We start from the raw sequence: 19,774 nt of genomic DNA on the forward strand, positions 1-19,774 counted from the left end.
TTTGAAGTGATTTAGTTCACATTCAGGCAAATCATCAATATTGTCGCGTATGGTGTAATGTCAGTCAGTTAAGCATTATGGGGAACATGTGATCCCGGCTCAGGGTTCCGTTCACCTCAGCGGCATCACTTGTCTGAGGCACAGCCCCCGTGAACGGGCAAGGGAGGCTCGCCGCCGCCTCCCTTGCAACCCAGGCTCCCGGCGGGAAAATCGTCGCTACGCGATTCATTCGTCTTATGCCGTCTGCCTGTCGGGTCGGGGCCGAGCCTGCGTCCCTGCAGGCCGTCCCCTCTGCCCGCATCCCTGCGGGCAGACCCGGTCAACCGTCAACGCCTCATCGATTTTCAGCCGGACCGGTGTCATCGCTGCAACGCTCTGACTTCCAGCTCAATCTGTTTTGCTGTTTAAACAAAAAATACAGTTGGTCAGGTGTGGGCTGGTCCGGCTGAAAATTGCCGACGTGTTTCCGCAAGGCCGGGAGAGCCAGCATGGATGCTGGCTCAGGGCGCGCTTTACAGGGATGTTTCCTCGCGCCCGGCCCGGTAGCCTGGAGGAATAAGCGGAGGGTATTGCGCAGCAACAATTTTCCCGCCGGGAGCCGGGATTGTTAAGGGTACGGCGATAGTACCCTTAACACGTTCACAGGCAGTATGGTTTCAGATAAGTGAAAAACATAAGGTGAACGGAACAATACACCAGAGGCAACAGATTCATTACCTTCGGTTCGTTAACTGACAAGCATTACGCGTATGGTGTGATTTTAGCCGAAAAACGTGATCGTTCTCCAATTTGCATTATGCTTTTTAAGCGCTCGCTGCGGGCGCGTCAAACAACTCAGTGTTCCGCGACAGGAGATCTCATGAGCCAGTACGACAAACTTACTTTGAAAGACGGCAGCTATTTGCATTTTAAAGACTGGGGAAGTGGACAGCCCATTGTCTTCAGTCATGGTTGGCCGCTGACGGCAGATGCGTTTGAGGATCAGATGTTGTTCCTCGGGTCGAAAGGATTTCGTGTGATCGCCCATGACAGGCGTGGCCATGGGCGTTCGGCCCAACCCTGGGATGGTCACAATATGGATCAGTATGCTGACGATCTGGCTGAACTTACCGCGCATCTCAATCTTAAAGATGCCGTCCATGTCGGACACTCTACCGGCGGTGGGGAAGTGGCTCGTTATATTGGCCGGCATGGGACGCAGCGGGTGGCAAAAGCGGTGTTAATTGGCGCGGTGACGCCCATCATGATCAAGACTGACTTTAATCCAAATGGCGTGCCGAAAGAGGTATTCGATGGCATCCGTGAGGGGGTTGTGAACGATCGCGCCGCCTTTTTCTATGAATTAACCGCTGCATTCTATGGCTACAACCGTCCTGGCGCAAAAGAGTCGAAAGCCGTCGGGGAAAGTTTTGTTGAACAGGGTTTACAAGGTTCCATCAAAGCGTTGTACGACTGTATCCACGCGTTTTCGGAAACAGATCTGCGTGAGGACCTCAAAAAGATGACCATCCCGACGCTGGTGATCCACGGTGATGACGATCAGATTGTCCCGTTTGAAACCTGCGGAAAGATCGCGGCGGAAATACTGCCTGATTCGCAGTTGAAGGTATATGTCGGCGGCTCGCATGGCATTTGCACCACCCATAAACAACAGATCAACGGTGACCTGCTCAACTTTATTCAGTCGTAATCGTTGGCAGATTGTTCTACGCTGATCTTCTTTTTCCAGGGGGATGAGCGAAGCATAATTTGTGCTGCGCTGACGTTAACTTCAACAGGGAACGCTATGTATTTCTATCAACCGTCACAGGGACACGGCTTACCGCATGACCCGCTAAATGCCATCATTGGACCGCGCCCGATTGGCTGGATTGCGTCGCGTGACGGCAATGGTCGGCACAATCTGGCACCATACAGTTTCTTTAACTGTTTTAACTATCATCCGCCGATTATCGGTTTCGCTAGCAGCGGCTGGAAAGACAGCGTGCAGAATATTATCGAAACCGGTGAATTTGTCTGGAACCTGACGACTCTTGAGCTGGCCACTGCGATGAACGAAACGTCAGCCAGCTTGCCGCACGGTGAGGACGAGTTTTTTGCCGCCGGGCTTAGTAAAGCAGATAGCCGGATAGTCAACGTGCCGCGCGTGGCGCAAAGCCCGGTCAATTTTGAGTGTCGCTTATCGCAAAGCCTGCAACTGACTACCGCTGATGGCTCACCGGTTGATACCTGGCTGGTATTGGGGGAAGTGGTGGGCATCCACATTGATGAAACACTCCTGGAAGACGGCATCTATCAGACGGCGAAAGCGAAGCCGGTACTGCGTGCAGGTGGGCCAACGGCGTATTATTCGATCAGTGAAACACACCGTTTTGATTTAGTTCGCCCGGATGCACGAGCAAAACGCTGAGCTTACGGACCGACGCCAGCTTGCAGCGTCGGTCGCAAGTTTCAATATCCCACTTTGTCGATAATAAACTGTTTACCGCAGCTACCCGGATGCGGTTGCGGTAAGAATGACCGTGCAGATAACGTCTGGTTGATGTTGTCGGCTTTCAGGGATAACTGGATCTCAGTGAGATACGCCGGATTGCCGTGGCAGCTTAGCTTCACAGCTTTGACGTTCTCTTTGCCCCAGCTTTTGGCAACTGCGGCGTCAAATGCGTTACGGCTGACAGTTTTGCCGTAGTTTTCCGCCAGGAATTTGCCCACCTCGCTGTTCTTAACCTCATTATTCAGCCGTACCATCGTGCCAAAGTACGCGTCGGGATCAAAACCGAAACACGCGCCATGTTTGGCATACTCGTAACGTTCCAGACAGGATCTCCCTCCAGCGCCGGGCATTACGGCGCTGAGTTTTGCTGCGCTTTCCAGCGACAGCCCGGTTTCGGGGGCCGCGCATTTACGGCTGGCACGTGCTTCAGGCAGGTTGGGAATAGGGCGAGTCGCGCAGCCAAAACGCATCCAGCGGCGGTTGTCGACTCCACGGGCGGCAATGGATTTAGGCAGGCTGGGCCATAAACCGTGAACGGTCAGGAAATCCGCTTTGTCTGCGCTCTCTTTTTGTAAACGACATTCGTCAGGCTCCTGACGATTACGCTCGTGTTGGCTCTGACAAAATCCGGTTTGCCAGGAGAGGGCCAGCACGTAGCTGTCAAAATCAGCGTACTGTTTTGCCTGAAGTTCATCGGCCTGAGCTGCAGAAACCGGCAGCAGGAGTGCTGCCAGCAACGAAGAATAACGCCATGTTGATGTCATGATGATTTCGGATACTTATATAAATTCTGAATATCATCTATTTAATCATAAAAAATGCCAGTCAGGTTTAGCTGACTGGCATCATTTTCATCAGGTGTGAACCGAAATGATTAGCTCCACATTGCCAGAATCGGCCAGCCGACCAGCAGAAGCATAGAGATGTAGATAACGCCGAAGATAGCACCCAGACGCCAGTAGTCTTTGGACTTCACATAACCACATCCGTAGATGATAACGCCAGGGCCTGTTGCATATGGAGTCAGACAGCCCATGATACCGATGGACAGTACCAGCAGGATACACAGGTGTTCCATTGGCACGCCCGGGATACCTTTACCGACAGCCAGAATAACCGGCAGCATGGTGGCAGTGTGTGCAGAAAGGCTGGCAAACAGGTAGTGAGCAAAGTAGAACACCAGCACCAGCACGATTACGGTCGCGTTAGGCGAGAAGCCTTCCAGGTGCGTGCTCATGGTGTTGGCGAACCAGTCGATGAAGCCTGAACGGGTTAAACCATTCGCCATAACGACCAGCGTGGCGAGGTTAACCAGGGTGTTCCATGCGCTGTTATAGCGGGTAATGTCTTTCCACGGTACCACGTGCAGCGCCAGCATCAGGGAGACAGCAAGCAAACCCACTGCGGTTGCATCAATCAGTTTACCACCGAAGACCCACAGGCCCAGGCTGAGCAGAACCAGACCGATCAGCGTTATCTCTTTACGGGTCAGTTTACCCATGCCTTTCAGTTCATCACCGGCCCATGCGGCAACTTCAGCACTGTGAGTGACTTCTGGTTTGTACAGAACGTATGACAACCACGGAGCAACGATCAGCAAAATAATACCGACCGGCAGGAAGCTGAGGAACCATTGCAGCCAGCTGATTTGAATACCGGCAATTTTGTTGACGAATTCCAGACCCAGTACGTTTGGCGCAGCGCCGGTCACGAACATAGAGGAGCTCAGGCTGGTACTGATTACCATCATCCACATCAGGTATCCGCCGATACGGCGCGCGGAAGGATCGTTCGGGAATGATTTAAACAGCGGTGGCAGGTTTTTGATAACCGGGAATACGGTACCACCGGTACGCGCGGTGTTAGACGGTGTAAACGGCGCCAGCAGAATGTCGATGATAACAATCGCATAGCCCAGCGTCAGGGTGCGTTTACCCATAAATTTCACCAGAAACAGCGCGATACGACGACCCAGACCGGTGACTTCATAACCCAGTGCGAAGATAAACGCACCAAACACCAACCACACGGTGGTGCTGGAGAAGCCCGCCAGACCCCATTTCAGCGCTTGCTTACCCGCTTTAAATGCCGGGTCGGCCAGTTCTGAAGCATCAAACAGCAGATAGTTGCTGCCGATAACGCAGATCGTTACGGCGATAAAGCTGATCGCTGTTGCCGGAATTGGCTCGAGGATCATACCGACGATCATCGCCACAAACACGGCAAAGTAGTGCCAGGCCTGTGGAGGCATTCCATCAGGGACGGGGATAAGAAACATGACGCCCATTACGACCAATGGGGCCAGTAACTTCCATATTTTATCTTTTGCTAAAGACATGTGTGTGATTCTCCGGAAAGGATCTTTAATTGTGATAATGATGAACTTGTGAAATCTGAGCTAAGAACCAGGTGACGATCAGCAGATCGGCGCAGCCTCCGGGACTGAGGTTGCGTTCAATGCACTGTTGGTCGAACTGGTGTAGGTATTCGAGATCGGCAGGGGTACGAATCCCCCCTTGCTGCATCAGGGCGGTGGCCTGCTGCTGTAGCCAACGCAGACCTTCTGCGCCGCCACGTGAAGCCACGTTGGTGTCGCCGTTGATAGACATCAGCAGCAATAAAGTGTCGAGTAACGCCAGTTCAGGGTCGCGGCCCTGAGTCAGCAGTGCGCGGTAGTGCGGCAGGGCATGCTGGATGACTAGCGGGTATCCCGCTTCGGCTTCGCCCCGTGCGCCGGTTAATCCCAGTTGCTGATAAAGACGTTGGCCTGCCGTGAGTTGTTGATTGTTCTGGCGCAGTTCGCGCTCGGTCAGACCACGGCAAAATGTTGCTGCCGTAGAGCAAATGGTTTCAGCGGTAACAGTTAGTTGGAGCTGGTGCAGGCGGCCAATGGCGGCGCACAGCAGGCCCAGAGAAAAGATGCTGCCTTTGTGGGTATTCACCCCAGCGGTGGCGCGGAACATATCAGCTTCGCAGGCCATGCCCAGCGGGCGCAGTCCTTTCAATACATCCTCAGGCGACAGCTGTGCGCTAAACGCCCCATATTCAATAAAACGTGGCAGCCAGGCCTGAATAGCCTCGGCGCTGCGATGAAAATCTTCCAGCGCCATATCTTTATGCGCGCCGTTGTTAATACGATCTACCAGACCGGGTTTGGGTGACAGGTTGACTTCAGTCAGCATGGCGCGCCACGCGAGCGTTGCGTAAGCATCAGGCAGATCCAGAGGAAGGACTGCATTATTGGTTGATGTTGCGGGAATCGGCATCATGCAGCAGTGCCTCCATCTGAGTGAGTAAGTCGGAAAGTGCGTGGGTTTTACCCCGCGCACAGTCGGCAGCACTTTGCTCGCACAGCAGACAGCGGCGGGCAGGGAGTGCGAAATGACGCCGGGACAGAATTTCCCCTTCAGGGGTCAGGACATCGATGTCCCATAGCCGTCCCAGCGGGTGTGAATGCTCAAGTTCAATCGTGGCGAGCTTGAGGTCGTGGGCCGGAGCCTCAATAGACAAAAGACCTTCTGGACCGCTGGCAGAAACCAGCGCTGTTTGCTCCCTGACAATCCAGGCAGATTGTTCCGCCAGCGCGAGCAAGGCGGTTACGCCGTGATTAAAGATGCGACGGGTTAATTCGCTGTCTTTAATCGGACCCGGTGCGACTACGGTAAACGAGACCAGTGGTGCAGAGTGGCGTGTCAGCCAGTCCTGTTGCCTTGCTTGTCTCTCATCGCGGCTGGCGAGCAGCTCGGGAATCGAAACCGCGTGTTGGGTGGCGAGTTCAGGGAGCAGGCGCATGGCTTATTCCTTCACCTGATGCACAACGTCAATCACTGAACCGTCGCGATAACGCACAACGGCAATCACGCGGTCAGTGAATTCGATAGCGCGTGGCTGACCGGTGAGTTGCTGTGCACGTTCGCGCAGCCATTCAATGGACACCACTTTCATACCGGCTTCTTTCAGTCGTTCTGCCAGTTCCGGACGTGCAGGGTTGACGGCGATACCGTGGTCAGTGACCAGAATGTCAACGCTGGAGCCAGGGGTTACGCAGGTCAGCACGTTATCAACCAGCGTCGGGATGCGTCCGCGAACCAGCGGTGCGACGATGATGGAAAGCGCTGCGGCCACAGCCGTATCACAGTGTCCGCCGGATGCGCCTCGCAGTACGCCGTCAGAACCGGTCAGTACGTTCACATTGAAGTTGGTGTCTACTTCTAATGCGCTCAGTACCACCACATCCAGACGGTCAACGGATGCGCCTTTTGAACCCCAGTTGGCATACTGGTTTGCACTGATTTCAATGTGGTTTGGGTTGCGGGCCAAGGACTCAGCCGCGTTACGGTCGAAGCTCTGCACGTCCAGCAGTTTGCGAATCAGGCCTTTTTCATGCAGATCCACGATGGTGGCGGTGATGCCGCCCAGCGCGAAGTCAGCACGGATATCGCGGCTGCGCATTTTGTCTTCCAGGAAACGCGTCACGGCCAGAGAAGCGCCGCCGGTGCCTGTCTGCAGTGAGAAGCCTTCATTGAAGTAGCCGGAGTTAGCAATGACCTCTGCCGCGCTACGGGCGATTAACAGTTCACGCGGGTTAGTGGTCATGCGGGTCGCATCAGCACCGATTTTGTCCGCATCGCCGACCTGATCGATCTGCACGATCAGATCTACCTGATCCTGTGTAATGCTGGCCGGGTTATGTGGATAGGTCAGCAGTTGTTCAGTCAGCAGGACAACCTGTTTCGCGTTTTCGGCGTCTACGCGGGCATAGCCCAGTGAGCCGCAGCATGCTTTACCGGTATAACCGTTGGCGTTACCAAACTGGTCGCAGGACGGTACGCCGAGGAACGCCACATCAATGCTGAGTTCGCCGCTTTGTACCAAGTGTACACGTCCACCGTGGGAGTGAATCTGTACCGGTTCGGCCAGCAGGCCACGGGAGATCTCTTCCGCCAGCGGGCCACGCAACCCGGAGGTATAAATACGGCTGACCACGCCCTGACGGATGTGCTCAACCAGCGGAGCATGGCAATCGCTCAGAGAGCTGGAGGCCAGCGTCAGGTTTTTGAAACCCATACTGGCGATGGCGTCCATCACCAGGTTAATGGTCAGATCGCCACCGCGAAAAGCGTGGTGGAAAGAGATGGTCATGCCATCCTGTAAACCCGAACGACGAATGGCGTCTTCCAGGTTAGCGCACAGCTTTTTGTCGCGCGGTTTTTGCGCCTGTAGTTCTACTTTTGCGGTGCTCTGATAAGCGGAAAGCTCACTTTCTGCATGACGGCTCCAGGTCGCCACGCGATCCTGGCGTTGAGACTGTTCGATTTTCTGCGTCATTTTTTTGCCTTATTCTTCGCGAATGCCGGAAAGTTCTGCACGGGAGATAACCAGAAGGGCGCGCTCGATAACCGGGCTGTCGACCATTTTGCCGTTCAGGGAAACCACTCCACGACCTTCGCGGGCAGCGGCTTCAGCGGCTTCTACGACCAAACGGGCGTGAGCCAGCTCTTTGCGCGTCGGGGCGTACAGGTTATGCAGGAGTTCGATCTGGCGCGGGTTGATGAGCGACTTGCCGTCAAAACCCAACTGCTTGATGTGTGCGGCTTCGTGCAGGAAACCTGCTTCGTTGTTGGCATCGGAATACACGGTGTCGAACGCCTGAATACCGGCAGAACGTGCAGCCTGCAAAATAGAGCAGCGGGCAAACAGCAGTTCAGTACCCTCTGGCGAGCGTTCAGTGCGCAGGTTACGCACATAATCTTCCGCACCCAGAGCAATACCGATCAGGCGCTCGGAAGCGTGGGCAATTTCTACCGCACGGGTAATGCCTAACGGCGACTCAATGGCGGCTAACAGGCCGGTGCTGCCGGGTTCACGGCCACAGGCGTTCTCGATGCGCAGAATTTCACTTTCGATGTCGATGACATCCTGCGCGGTATCGGTCTTCGGTAAACGTACGATGTCAGCACCGCCGCGTACCACTGCTTCAAGGTCGTTGATGCCCCATTCGGAGTCGAGGGCGTTTACACGCACGATGGTTTCAACGTCGTGATACAGCGGATGCTGCAGCGCGTGGTACACCATGCGGCGAGCGGTATCTTTTTCACGCAACGCGACGGAGTCTTCCAGGTCGAACATCAGTGCATCTGCCGGGTAGATGAACGAGTTGCTGACCATGGCGGCATTGGCACCCGGTACGAACAACATGCTGCGGCGAGTACGGGTTTTACGTTGTTGCAAAGATGCGGAAATCACTGGCAATCCTCCCATGGCAGTGCCGGAATACCGCCAGCGCGGGCCAGTAGTGCTTCCAGTCGCGCACGTAAAATGCAGTCCAGTGCGCCTTTATCATCAACATTTAATTGCACGCCGCGTACGTTGTAGCGGGACAGAACGTCCAGGATGGTGGTCCGGATGGCATCACCGAACTGTTTTTCGACGCTACTGTTAACCTGCAGGTCAATATCCTGCGAATCGAGTGGGGCGATGCGAATCATCACATCACCGGACTCGAGTGTGCCTGCGACGGCTGCCTGGTTTATTTTCATTTTTCACCTGTTGCTAATGCGGGGGTATTTTGGCGGACTGCCGCACCTGATGAGGCTCGTTCAACCATGCTTTGCAGATAGTGCAGCGTGGCGTCAGGGACCAGGGATGCGATAGCCGTGAGATCTTTTTTAACCAGCAACTTGCGCACCCAAGAGGCGGAAATCGGCATCTCCTGGAAGCACAGCCGCTCAATTTCCACCAGTTCAATCGGTGGGGCGGGAAGCGTTGGGGTCTCCAGCCAGTAGCGCATATCGTTGTTGTACTGGGAGGTGACGGTGCAATACGGCTCGGTACCGACGAAACGATGTGTAACGCCGAGAGCCGGTGCCAGGTACTGGCGGAAGATTTTCAGGTCTATTTCGGTGTAGCAGTGGTTAATAACGCTCTGCTCTTTGATGAAGTAGCACGGGAACGTGGCGCGGGAAATGATGTATTCCGAACCGCGATGCACGGTTAAACGTGGAATATCTTTTGTCCCTTTAAGCACCAGATCCAACCGGTCTTCATACGGAAACCGTGAGGTATCCTCTTTGACCAAAAACAGATGCAGCCAGTCACATTGTGCGGCCGCCTGTTGGATCAGAAAACGATGTCCGTTGGTGAAGGGGTTGGCGTTCATGACGATGCAACCAATTTTTTTCCCTTCACGACGCTGTTTTGCCAGAGATTCAGCGTAACGTTTCAGACGCGTGGTGCTGTTTTCCATCAGCACCATAATGCCGGGAACGCTGGTCAGCGTAGAAAAGCCACACTGTTTAAACAGCGATTCGTACTCGGTTTTGGTATAGATGAAGAGGTGCGTACAGTGGCGCTCATAGGCGAGGTTGATTAACTCGGTCGCCAGCGTCAGCGCTAAGCCTTCGCCCCGTACGGATTCGCAGATGGCGACACATTTAATAATATTCCCAGCGATACCGCCGCAGGCAATCAGGCGGTCGTCACGGGTGACGGTGATAAATACTTCGACGGTGGTGTCAACGCTCAAATCATTCTCTTTCAGAAATTGCGTGATAGCCGCCATCTTTTTATTTTCTGAGCGTTTAACTTGCGTGAATATATTATTACCGAACATAGTGAATAGAGCCCCGATGCTATATTTGTTACTGGGTTTCTGTTTTTGTTGCTCTGCTTAGCAACCTGATAACGTTTTGTTTGCAATTGAAGGGAATGGTTTTTTATTACGGAGTATTTCTTTTTTTCCCTGCTGCATACATCGTAAGGGGTATTTTGGAGGTAATTTTTGATTTATTTCACAATAAGTTAGAAGGTTTTAATGTGTTTTATGGTTTTAAGTTTTTTAATTAATTTAACCTCGAAATAGCGTGTGGTTTTAATTTGTTTAATTGATTTAAAGTGGGGAATCTGCAACGATCTTGTTTTATACCGTAACGTGTAAATAAAACATTTCTATTACAACTACAATGAGAAATAAGTTTCGGGTAACGTGGATGAGGAAGATATATGGCTGAGCAGAAAAATAAAACACGGTTTCCTTTTTTCCGCAGCCTGGCGTTTCCTTTACGCATCTTTCTGCTTATTTTGGTCGTTTCTGTTTTTATCATCGCCGCCCTGGCACAATACTTTACCGCCAGCTTCGAAGATTATCTGGCCGCGCATGTCCGCGATATGGCAATGAACCAGGCCAAAATCATCGCCTCTAACGAGAGTATCATTACGGCGGTTAAACATCGTGATTACAAGCGTTTGGCGACGATTGCCGACAAACTGCAGAGCGGAACTGACTTCGACTATGTGGTTATCGGGGATACCAACTCCATTCGTCTATATCATCCGAACCCGGAAAAAATTGGCTACCCGATGCAGTTCACCAAACCCGGTGCGCTGGAAAAAGGGGAGAGCTACTTTATTACCGGTAAAGGGTCCATCGGGATGGCAATGCGCGCTAAAACGCCCATCTTTGATGACGATGGCAAAATCATTGGCGTAGTCTCAATTGGTTATCTGATCAGCAAAATCGATAGCTGGCGATCGGATTTCTTACTCCCGATGGCCGGTGTGTTTATCTTGCTGTTGTTGGTACTTATGCTGCTCTCCTGGTTTTTCGCTGCCCATATTCGTCGGCAGATGTTGGGTATGGAACCGAAACAAATTGCGCGGGTGGTACGTCAGCAGGAAGCGTTGTTCAGCTCGGTATATGAAGGATTGATTGCCGTGGATCCTGATGGATATATCACCGCAATAAACCGCAGTGCGAGGAAAATGCTGGGGCTGTCTTCACCAGGGCGAAAGTGGCTTGGAAAACCGGTGAGTGAGGTGGTTCAGCCAGCGGACTTTTTCACCCAACAGATTGCGGAAAAACGACAGGATGCGATGGTAAACTTTAATGGCCTGAGCGTTATCGCCAACCGTGAAGCGATTCGCTCTGGTGACGAACTGCTTGGGGCAATCATCAGTTTTCGTAGTAAAGATGAAATTGCTACCCTTAATGCGCAATTAACGCAGATCAAACAGTATGTAGAGAGCCTGAGAACGCTGCGTCATGAGCACCTGAACTGGATGTCGACTATCAATGGCCTGCTGCAAATGAAAGAATATGACAAGGTTCTGGCCATGGTGCAGGGAGAATCCCAGGCGCAACAGCAACTGATTGACAGCCTGCGTGGCGCGTTTGCCGATCGTCAGGTCGCCGGTCTGTTGTTTGGCAAGGTGCAGCGCGCGCGGGAACTGGGCCTCACCATGACTATCGTTCCGGGGAGCCAACTGCATCAACTCCCCGAGGGGCTGGATAGCACAGAGTTTGCAGCAATTGTTGGCAATCTGCTTGATAATGCATTCGAAGCGAGCTTGCGCACCCAGCAAGGCAACAATGTCGTAGAGCTCTATTTGAGCGATGAAGGGGATGACGTGATCATCGAAGTTGCCGATCAGGGATGCGGTGTGCCGGAAGCATTGCGTGAGAAAATATTTGAACAGGGTGTGAGCACCCGTACCGATGAACCAGGTGAACATGGCATCGGTTTGTATCTAATTGCAAGTTATGTGAGGCGCTGTGACGGGGTGATTACGCTCGAAGATAACTCCCCTTGCGGTACCTTATTTTCTTTATTTCTTCCGAAAGTGAAAAAAAATAATGACGGAACCATTAACGCTGTTGATCGTTGAGGATGAAACGCTACTGGCGGAAATGCATGCTGAATATATCCGCCATATACCCGGTTTCAGCCAGATATGGCTGGCGGGTAATCTTGAGCAGGCGAGGATGATGATTGAGCGTTTTAAGCCCGGTCTGATACTGCTCGATAACTACTTGCCGGACGGCAAGGGAATTACGTTGCTGCATGAGCTGACCCAGGCGCGCTATCCGGGCGGCGTAGTGTTTACCACGGCGGCCAGCGATATGGAAACGGTCTCCGAGGCCGTGCGCAGCGGTGCGTTTGATTACCTGGTCAAACCCATTGCCTACGAGCGGCTGGGGCAGACCCTGACGCGTTATCAGCAACGTCGACGCATGTTGGCGGGGAATGACAGCGCCAGCCAAAAGCAGATTGATGAAATGTTTAATGCCTACGCGCGGGGCGAACCGAAAGGGGATTTACCGACCGGGATTGATGCGTTAACACTGAATGCAGTGTTGAAATTATTCGCCGACCCGACGGTACACCATACTGCGGAAACGATCGCCCAGGCGCTTACCATCAGCCGAACGACTTCCAGACGCTACCTGGAGTACTGTGCCAGCCGTCATTTGATTATTGCGGAGATTATTCACGGTAAGGTGGGTAGGCCGCAGCGTATTTATCATGGCGGCTAAATGCTGATTTCTGACGTAGGCCGGATAAGATGCTTTAGCATCGACATCCGGCAATGGTGCGGTTTAAATGCCGGATGCGGCGTAGATGCCTAATCCGGCCTAAATTTCACTGAGTATCAGCCGCCAACGACGGCTGAAGAAGAACCTGGTACCATCACTTCAGTTGCGATAATCACCACCAGCAGTCCAACCAGAACCGGAACCGAAGTACGTTTCACCACTTCGAACGGAGAAATCTTTGCCATACCTGCTACAGCGACAACCACGCCGGAGACCGGGGAGATGGTGCGCCCAAGGTTTGACGCCTGCAGCATCGGGATAACAAGGTAAGCCGGGTTAATGCCGGAAGAATGCGCCAGCTTAGGGATCATCTCAACGAAGGCGTAGAACGGGGCGTTACCGGAACCCGTAGTCATTGCCGCCAACATAGTCAGGATCACCAGCACCATCATCAAGATAATGCTCGCTGAACCAAACGAGGTGGCGATAGAAATCAGACTCTGAATAAAGCCGATTGTGCTCAGACCCTGGGCAAAAACACCCGCAGCGACTAACAACATCACCACGTTAGCAAAGGCATCCGCCATGCCACGGTAAGCGACTTCCAGACCAGAGAAAACCTTTTGGGTGTTGAACCCACGTACGAACTCCAGAATAGCCGCGATGAGCATGCACAGAACCAGAATCGTAATGATGTGCAGCTGCGGGCCCCATTTACCATCAAAAATCAGGACGCCAACGATCGGGGTAAACGGCAGAATGGCGTAAAATGACGGGGCAGTCGTGGTGATTTCAGCCACATCTAACATTTCATGAGAAATGTTCTCTTTTTTATCCAGAAAACGCTGCCAGAAAAAGTGGGCAATCGCCATAGCAATGATGGCGGCAATGGAAATTGGCAGCGTGGTTTTAAAGGCGAAATCGATCAGCGGCATTTCCGCAGCTTTTGCCGCCAGCACCACATCACCGGATGTTGGTGAAAGAATAATTGCAGCAGGGGAGGCACAAATAGCCGCTGCAGCGCCACGGCTGATTCCAACGTTAACCATGACCGGGAACAGTGTTGCCATCAGCAATACGCCCAGACCGGTTGCTGAAGAAACCGCCAGTGACATCAGGCAGGCGACAAAATAGGCGGCAATCATTAGCAGGTAAGGAGAGTTGATGTATTGAAGGGGCTTGGAGGCCAGCTTAACGACCATATCGTTCGCGCCAATATGGGTCATATAGGCGGCAAAACCACACAGCATCATGATCATCATGCCGAGATCGCCACCACGGCTCATCAGCAAAATTTTAATATATTCAACAATGTCTGTTGCCGTATAGCCCGTCGATGCCGCGCTGGATGGCAACACTTTATGCCCCATCAGCGCACTGATAATCAGCAAAACCAGACCGCCAACAAACAGTACGCCTGTCGCGGAATAACCTTTAATGATGTAGCGCGCTACACCCACAATAACCACAACTCCAATAAGGAGTTCAATAAATGTCAACATCGTTTCCCCTGTCGCATTGCTGCCCAGAAAGTAAAAAAACTAAAAAAAGTAAAAAGTGGTGACAGAATGTGCCTAATAAACCGATTACTCTTGCTGATTAAAATCAATAAAAATACGGATTCAAGCGATGGCTTAGCCGTTTTTTCAGCATCGTGGTTAAAAAAAGAATCTCACAATAAAAAACTGTGAAGTGCAGCGACGGTGTGTGTGTTTTGTGGTGATATTGATTCTTAATTGTTAATTTATTGTAATGTTATTTAACTTTTCCCGGAGGAAAGAACAATTTATTGGCAATAAAGAGAAAATAGTTCCTATGAGATGGCTCAATAAATTAAGGGCTAATTATCTTAAAAATTACATGCTGAGGAATATTCTGATTTTTTAGCTGCGCATTTTTGTTAAGCTAACATTAAGGTTGGGTTTGCTACAATTAATAATAAATCCCAGGACGGTAATTAAGTTGTGATTGTCGCTAAACGATATTTTCTCATTTTTTCATTTCTTTTTATTCAGTTAGCTTTCATTCCCCAGGGCGCAGCTGAAGATAAAGGCTGGTTCGCTACTTTTAAAGACAACGTCAGTGAAACCTGGCAGCAGCCGGAACATTATGATTTGTATATACCGGCTATTACCTGGCATGCACGCTTTGCCTACGATAAAGAAAAAACGGATCGCTACAATGAACGCCCGTGGGGGGCAGGATTTGGTCAATCCCGTTGGGATGATAAAGGTAACTGGCACGGACTTTATATAATGGCCTTTAAGGATTCCTACAATAAATGGGAGCCCATTGGTGGTTATGGCTGGGAAAAAACCTGGCGACCGCTGGCCGATGAAAATTTCCATACAGGTCTCGGTTTTACCGCCGGTTTTACCGCGCGTGATAACTGGAACTACATTCCGGTACCCGTACTGTTACCGCTGGCATCGATAGGGTATGGTCCGGCAACGTTCCAGATGACCTACATTCCGGGAACGTACAACAACGGTAACGTCTACTTTGCGTGGATGCGTTTCCAGTTTTGATGGACTACCTGTATTGTCAGATGGATTATTAAAAAGTCTTTTTAAAACAGTGTGATAACAGCGTTAACTGAAAAATAACGCGACATTTATCACTTTTTGATAAAGTTCGACTGGACAAAGTGCACCACAATTGTTGTACTGATACCCGACACAGCATTTGTGTCTATTTTTCATGTAAAGGTAATTTTGATGTCTAAGATTAAAGGTAACGTTAAGTGGTTTAATGAATCCAAAGGATTCGGTTTCATTACTCCGGAAGATGGCAGCAAAGACGTGTTCGTACACTTCTCTGCAATCCAGACCAATGGTTTTAAAACTCTGGCTGAAGGTCAGCGTGTAGAGTTTGAAATCACTAACGGTGCCAAAGGCCCTTCTGCTGCAAACGTAATCGCTCTGTAAGCATACGACAGCAAGCATTCAAAACCCGCTTAATTGCGGGTTTTTTTTCGCCTCAGTGTGCGGGAGAGGCCGAAACCAGCCAGAATGCCAGGGCGGTCATCGCAAATGATCCCAGCAGATTCGCCAGCACATTCACCATAGCCCAACCAAAGCGTCCTTCCTGTAGCAAAAACACCACCTCGGCCGAGAAAGTGGAAAATGTTGTTAGTCCCCCGCAAAAGCCAGTTGTAATCAGTACCTTCCACATTGGATCAATGTTTGTCATGCGATTAAACCATGCCAGACCCATACCAATGATAAATGCGCCAAGTAAGTTTGCAGCCAGCGTACCGAATGGAATGGCCTGATGTAGCGGGTTAAACCTCATGCTCAACATCCATCTTGCTACACTACCTGTACCACCACCGATAAAAACCGCTAAAAGGAGTTGTAACACTGCGTAATCCTGCTATTTGATTGTATATAGGATGAGTGTAACGCTGAATAATCGTGGTTGGCGAGCCTAACAACGTTTTCTGGAGGGAATATGTTCGTTGCAGCAGGGCAATTTGCCGTGGGACCTTCATGGGAAAAAAATGCAGAAACCTGCGTTTTACTGATGTCTCAGGCTGCGGGAGAGGGGGCATCGTTACTGGTATTACCGGAAGCGCTTCTGGCCCGTGACGATCTGGACCCTGACCTGTCAGTGAAATCAGCTCAATTGTTGGAAGGCGGGTTTTTGACGCGCTTGCTGCGAGAAAGCGCGCAAAACGAGATGACGACAATCCTGACGATTCATGTTCCCTCTGTGCCTGGACGGGCGTTTAACATGCTGGTGGCGCTACGGGCAGGTCAGGTAGTTGCCCATTACGCTAAATTACATCTCTACGACGCCTTTTCGATTCAGGAGTCACGAAATGTGGATGCAGGGGACGCCATAGCGCCGCTGCTGGACGTAGGCGGGTTAAAAGTAGGGTTAATGACCTGTTATGATCTGCGCTTCCCTGAGCTGGCGCTGGCGCACGCATTGCAGGGAGCGGAAATTCTCGTATTACCCGCAGCCTGGGTACGGGGATCGCTTAAAGAGCATCACTGGTCTACGCTTTTGGCTGCAAGAGCGTTAGATGCAACGTGTTACCTGATTGCGGCGGGAGAGTGCGGTAATAAGAATATCGGCCAAAGCCGGGTCATCGACCCTTTTGGTGTGACCATTGCTGCTGCGGCGGAAACGCCTGCACTAATTATGGCCGAGGTTTCTGCAGAGCGGGTAAGGCAGGTCAGAGCACAACTTCCGGTGTTAAGTAACCGACGTTTTGCGCCACCGCAATTATTATGACGTTTTTTTAAACAAGGCTTGATTCACCTTGTTACAGATTGCTATTGTGTGCGCGCGTCGAAAGGCCGTTAATATTCTCAGGTTAATATGGCGCTTTATGCAGCCTGGTTTAAGTGAAGAAGGTATCTATGGGTGAGATTAGTATTACCAAACTGCTGGTGGTTGCCGCACTGGTTGTTCTGCTGTTTGGTACCAAGAAGTTACGTACACTGGGTGGAGACCTGGGAACGGCAATCAAGGGCTTCAAGAAAGCAATGAACGACGATAATGCCGATGCTAAGAAAGATGCTGATGGTAGCGTTCAGGCTGAGAAGCTTTCTCATAAAGAGTAATGTCAGGAGCATGATGCTCATACTGCATACTCTGCATGAAAAAAAACCGGCAATTTGCCGGTTTTTTTATTACTGATATGTAAGTGAGTATTACACGATTACTTCACTTCCAGCCCTTTGGCCTGCATGTCTGCATGGTATGAAGAGCGAACGAATGGACCGCAGGCTGCATGGGTAAAGCCCATGGCCATAGCTTCGGCTTTCATCTCATCGAACTCATCCGGGCTTACATAGCGTTGAACCGGCAGGTGGTGACGGCTTGGCTGTAAATACTGCCCCAGCGTCAGCATGGTCACGCCATGACTGCGCAGGTCACGCATGACCTCAATGATTTCTGCATTGGTTTCGCCCAAACCAACCATCAGACCTGATTTAGTCGGAATCTCCGGGTGCGCTTCCTTGAAACGTTCCAGAAGCTTCAGTGACCAGTTGTAGTCTGCCCCCGGACGTACATTGCGATAAATACGCGGTACGTTTTCGAGGTTGTGGTTAAACACGTCTGGCGGCGTGGCGGTGAGGATATCCAACGCGCGATCCATACGACCACGGAAGTCAGGCACCAGCGTTTCGATTTTAATCGACGGGCTTTTCTCACGAATAGCGGTGATACAGTCAGCAAAGTGCTGAGCGCCGCCGTCACGCAGATCGTCGCGGTCAACGGAGGTAATGACGACATAGCGCAGCGCCATGTCAGCAATCGTCTGAGCAAGTTTTAACGGCTCGTTAGCATCCGGAGCAACCGGACGGCCATGGGCAACGTCACAGAATGGGCAACGGCGGGTACAGATTGCGCCGAGGATCATAAAGGTTGCGGTTCCGTGATTGAAACATTCAGCCAGGTTAGGGCAGGAAGCTTCTTCGCAGACAGAGTGCAGGCCATTTTTGCGCATTGCCGCTTTGATGCCCTGGATGCGAGTGGAGTCCGCTGGCAGTTTTATTTTCATCCATTCCGGTTTACGCAGCAGGGCTTCACGCTCTGTTGCCACATTTTTTACCGGGATAAGAGCCATCTTATCGGCATCGCGGTATTTAACACCGCGTTCCATCACAATGGGTTTACTCATAGCTTGCGTGTTCCAGTTGCGAATTACGAAGGAAAGCGTTTCAATTCAAGGGAATGTTGCATTTATCAACTATTTTTGAATTAGTGATACGCAGTATATCATTGAAACGGGCCAGAAAGCAGCCTGACAGGCTGGCAAAATGTAAAATAGTTGTTGTTTTGTGCCATTTGCCACAACATTTGCCGTGGCAAAGTATGACCGTATTTTCAGTCTGCAACGTACTCGTGCGGTGGGTTACCCAACAGCGCTAATATGTTGGCCAGCAGGCGTGGGCGAACGCTCTCGGTCGTGGCTGCGCTATCCCACTGCGATACTTTCGCCATCTCCATTCCGGCGTAACCACAAGGATTGATACGCAGGAAAGGCGATAAATCCATATCCACGTTGAGCGCTAAGCCGTGAAACGAACATCCTCTACGAATACGTAATCCCAAAGAGCAGATTTTCTTCTCCCCGACGTATACGCCAGGCGCATCGGCTCGCGGGTGGGCATCAATGCCGATTTCCGCAAGTGTATTGACGACGGTTTGTTCCAGCAGCGTAACCAGTTCACGAACGCCAAGTTTGCGACGCTTCAGATTCAACAGCACATACATGACCTGCTGGCCCGGCCCGTGGTAGGTCACCTGGCCGCCACGATCGCTCTGGATCACCGGAATATCGCCCGGCATCAGTACGTGCTCTGCTTTACCTGCCTGACCCTGGGTAAAAACAGGATAATGCTCTACCAGCCAGATTTCGTCATAACTGTTTTCATCGCGGGTATCGGTGAATTCGTGCATGGCCAGAGAAACTGGCTCGTAAGGTTGAAGACCGAGCTGGCGGACCAGAATTTTATCCTGATACAAAACGGCATCTCCGTAGATACTCACATAGAGTAGAGAATATAAAAGAGGGGGAAAAGTATATCACAGGAGGGAGGGGTTACCCGAGCGGGGATGCAGCGGGTAACCAACAGGTTTTTACAGTACCATGCGTACGATATCGATATTACCTAATTCTTCGTACAGCGTTTCAACCTGCTCAATGTGTGTAGCAGTAATAGTGATTGAGACCGAGTGGTAGTTGCCTTTGCTGCTCGGTTTTACCGTCGGAGAGTAATCACCTGGCGCATGGCGCTGTACCACTTCAACCACCTGATCAACCAGCTCAGGCAACGCCTGCCCCATTACTTTGTAAGTAAATGGAGTAGGGAATTCAAGCAGTTCGTTAAGTTTGGTTTTCATGTCAGCTCCGGCGTTACATCAATAAATAATAACTCCCACAGCGTGTGGGAGTTATCTGGATACCTAGTATATGGGGACGTAAATCACACTTTCAAGTGTTCGAT

The 19,774-nt window shown here is 51.3% G+C and carries 21 protein-coding genes; 8 read left to right on the plus strand and 13 right to left on the minus strand.

Annotated features, from left to right (window positions below; genetic code table 11):
* Positions 1 to 859 precede the first annotated feature (859 nt).
* Positions 860 to 1,690, plus strand: coding sequence for an alpha/beta fold hydrolase (locus WC1_RS17530; protein WP_016149772.1), 831 nt, complete (start codon positions 860 to 862; stop codon positions 1,688 to 1,690).
* Positions 1,691 to 1,786: 96 nt separating this feature from the next.
* Positions 1,787 to 2,410: a flavin reductase family protein gene (locus tag WC1_RS17525; RefSeq protein WP_003022109.1), complete on the plus strand. Its 624-nt coding sequence runs from the start codon at positions 1,787 to 1,789 to the stop codon at positions 2,408 to 2,410.
* A 41-nt stretch (positions 2,411 to 2,451) separates the two neighbouring features.
* Here WC1_RS17525 and rna read toward each other — a convergent pair whose 3' ends face one another.
* The 8 genes from rna to citC all read right to left on the minus strand — a co-directional run bounded on the left by rna (position 2,452) and on the right by citC (position 10,106).
* On the minus strand, positions 2,452 to 3,258 hold the full coding sequence (gene rna / locus WC1_RS17520; RefSeq protein ID WP_016149773.1) for a ribonuclease I: 807 nt from the start codon (positions 3,256 to 3,258) through the stop codon (positions 2,452 to 2,454).
* 110 nt (positions 3,259 to 3,368) lie between these two features.
* Complete coding sequence (gene citT / locus WC1_RS17515) at positions 3,369 to 4,832, minus strand: citrate/succinate antiporter CitT (RefSeq protein ID WP_003022114.1); 1,464 nt, start codon at positions 4,830 to 4,832, stop codon at positions 3,369 to 3,371.
* Between the two features lie 25 nt (positions 4,833 to 4,857).
* Positions 4,858 to 5,763, minus strand: a complete 906-nt coding sequence (gene citG, locus WC1_RS17510) for a triphosphoribosyl-dephospho-CoA synthase CitG (protein WP_003835603.1) — start codon at positions 5,761 to 5,763, stop codon at positions 4,858 to 4,860.
* Entirely contained in the window at positions 5,732 to 6,286 is a 555-nt protein-coding gene (gene citX / locus WC1_RS17505; RefSeq protein WP_016149774.1) for a citrate lyase holo-[acyl-carrier protein] synthase, read from the minus strand. Before citX ends, citG begins: the two co-directional genes overlap by 32 nt.
* 3 nt (positions 6,287 to 6,289) lie before the next feature.
* A complete protein-coding gene (gene citF, locus WC1_RS17500; RefSeq protein ID WP_003022120.1) occupies positions 6,290 to 7,822 on the minus strand; it encodes a citrate lyase subunit alpha in 1,533 nt (510 codons plus the stop codon).
* Between the two features lie 9 nt (positions 7,823 to 7,831).
* Positions 7,832 to 8,740 carry an aldolase/citrate lyase family protein gene (locus WC1_RS17495; RefSeq protein WP_003022123.1) on the minus strand — a complete coding sequence of 303 codons (909 nt, stop codon included), beginning with the start codon at positions 8,738 to 8,740 and terminating at the stop codon, positions 7,832 to 7,834.
* Positions 8,737 to 9,033 carry a citrate lyase acyl carrier protein gene (gene citD / locus WC1_RS17490; protein WP_003022125.1) on the minus strand — a complete coding sequence of 99 codons (297 nt, stop codon included), beginning with the start codon at positions 9,031 to 9,033 and terminating at the stop codon, positions 8,737 to 8,739. Before citD ends, WC1_RS17495 begins: the two co-directional genes overlap by 4 nt.
* Entirely contained in the window at positions 9,030 to 10,106 is a 1,077-nt protein-coding gene (gene citC / locus WC1_RS17485) for a [citrate (pro-3S)-lyase] ligase (protein WP_003022129.1), read from the minus strand. Before citC ends, citD begins: the two co-directional genes overlap by 4 nt.
* Positions 10,107 to 10,495: 389 nt before the next feature.
* Between citC and dpiB the strand changes: the two genes are divergently transcribed.
* On the plus strand, positions 10,496 to 12,157 hold the full coding sequence (dpiB, locus tag WC1_RS17480) for a sensor histidine kinase DpiB (protein ID WP_003847410.1): 1,662 nt from the start codon (positions 10,496 to 10,498) through the stop codon (positions 12,155 to 12,157).
* Positions 12,126 to 12,806 carry a two-component response regulator DpiA gene (dpiA, locus tag WC1_RS17475; protein ID WP_003022133.1) on the plus strand — a complete coding sequence of 227 codons (681 nt, stop codon included), beginning with the start codon at positions 12,126 to 12,128 and terminating at the stop codon, positions 12,804 to 12,806. The genes dpiB and dpiA overlap by 32 nt, the downstream gene beginning before the upstream one ends.
* 116 nt (positions 12,807 to 12,922) lie before the next feature.
* On the opposite strand, the gene dcuC is transcribed toward dpiA, so the two are convergent.
* Positions 12,923 to 14,308, minus strand: a complete 1,386-nt coding sequence (gene dcuC / locus WC1_RS17470; RefSeq protein ID WP_003022136.1) for an anaerobic C4-dicarboxylate transporter DcuC — start codon at positions 14,306 to 14,308, stop codon at positions 12,923 to 12,925.
* Between the two features lie 462 nt (positions 14,309 to 14,770).
* Here dcuC and pagP point away from each other — a divergent pair, with 462 nt between their 5' ends.
* Together pagP and cspE are read left to right on the plus strand one after the other, a co-directional pair.
* Complete coding sequence (gene pagP, locus WC1_RS17465; RefSeq protein ID WP_003835590.1) at positions 14,771 to 15,334, plus strand: lipid IV(A) palmitoyltransferase PagP; 564 nt, start codon at positions 14,771 to 14,773, stop codon at positions 15,332 to 15,334.
* Positions 15,335 to 15,523: 189 nt separating this feature from the next.
* Complete coding sequence (gene cspE, locus WC1_RS17460; protein WP_000034825.1) at positions 15,524 to 15,733, plus strand: transcription antiterminator/RNA stability regulator CspE; 210 nt, start codon at positions 15,524 to 15,526, stop codon at positions 15,731 to 15,733.
* A 52-nt stretch (positions 15,734 to 15,785) separates the two neighbouring features.
* On the opposite strand, the gene crcB is transcribed toward cspE, so the two are convergent.
* Positions 15,786 to 16,169, minus strand: a complete 384-nt coding sequence (crcB, locus tag WC1_RS17455) for a fluoride efflux transporter CrcB (RefSeq protein WP_016149775.1) — start codon at positions 16,167 to 16,169, stop codon at positions 15,786 to 15,788.
* Between the two features lie 90 nt (positions 16,170 to 16,259).
* On the opposite strand from crcB, the gene WC1_RS17450 reads away from it, so the two are divergent.
* Entirely contained in the window at positions 16,260 to 17,048 is a 789-nt protein-coding gene (locus WC1_RS17450; RefSeq protein WP_016149776.1) for a deaminated glutathione amidase, read from the plus strand.
* 128 nt (positions 17,049 to 17,176) lie between these two features.
* A complete protein-coding gene (gene tatE, locus WC1_RS17445; protein WP_003022699.1) occupies positions 17,177 to 17,380 on the plus strand; it encodes a twin-arginine translocase subunit TatE in 204 nt (67 codons plus the stop codon).
* Between the two features lie 98 nt (positions 17,381 to 17,478).
* Here tatE and lipA read toward each other — a convergent pair whose 3' ends face one another.
* The 3 genes from lipA to ybeD all read right to left on the minus strand — a co-directional run bounded on the left by lipA (position 17,479) and on the right by ybeD (position 19,670).
* Positions 17,479 to 18,444: a lipoyl synthase gene (gene lipA, locus WC1_RS17440; protein WP_003022702.1), complete on the minus strand. Its 966-nt coding sequence runs from the start codon at positions 18,442 to 18,444 to the stop codon at positions 17,479 to 17,481.
* 206 nt (positions 18,445 to 18,650) lie between these two features.
* A complete protein-coding gene (gene lipB / locus WC1_RS17435; protein ID WP_003022703.1) occupies positions 18,651 to 19,292 on the minus strand; it encodes a lipoyl(octanoyl) transferase LipB in 642 nt (213 codons plus the stop codon).
* Between the two features lie 114 nt (positions 19,293 to 19,406).
* Positions 19,407 to 19,670, minus strand: coding sequence for a DUF493 family protein YbeD (ybeD, locus tag WC1_RS17430; RefSeq protein ID WP_003022706.1), 264 nt, complete (start codon positions 19,668 to 19,670; stop codon positions 19,407 to 19,409).
* Positions 19,671 to 19,774 lie beyond the last annotated feature (104 nt).

Source organism: Citrobacter sp. KTE30 (genome assembly GCF_000398825.1).
Taxonomy (GTDB): domain Bacteria; phylum Pseudomonadota; class Gammaproteobacteria; order Enterobacterales; family Enterobacteriaceae; genus Citrobacter; species Citrobacter freundii.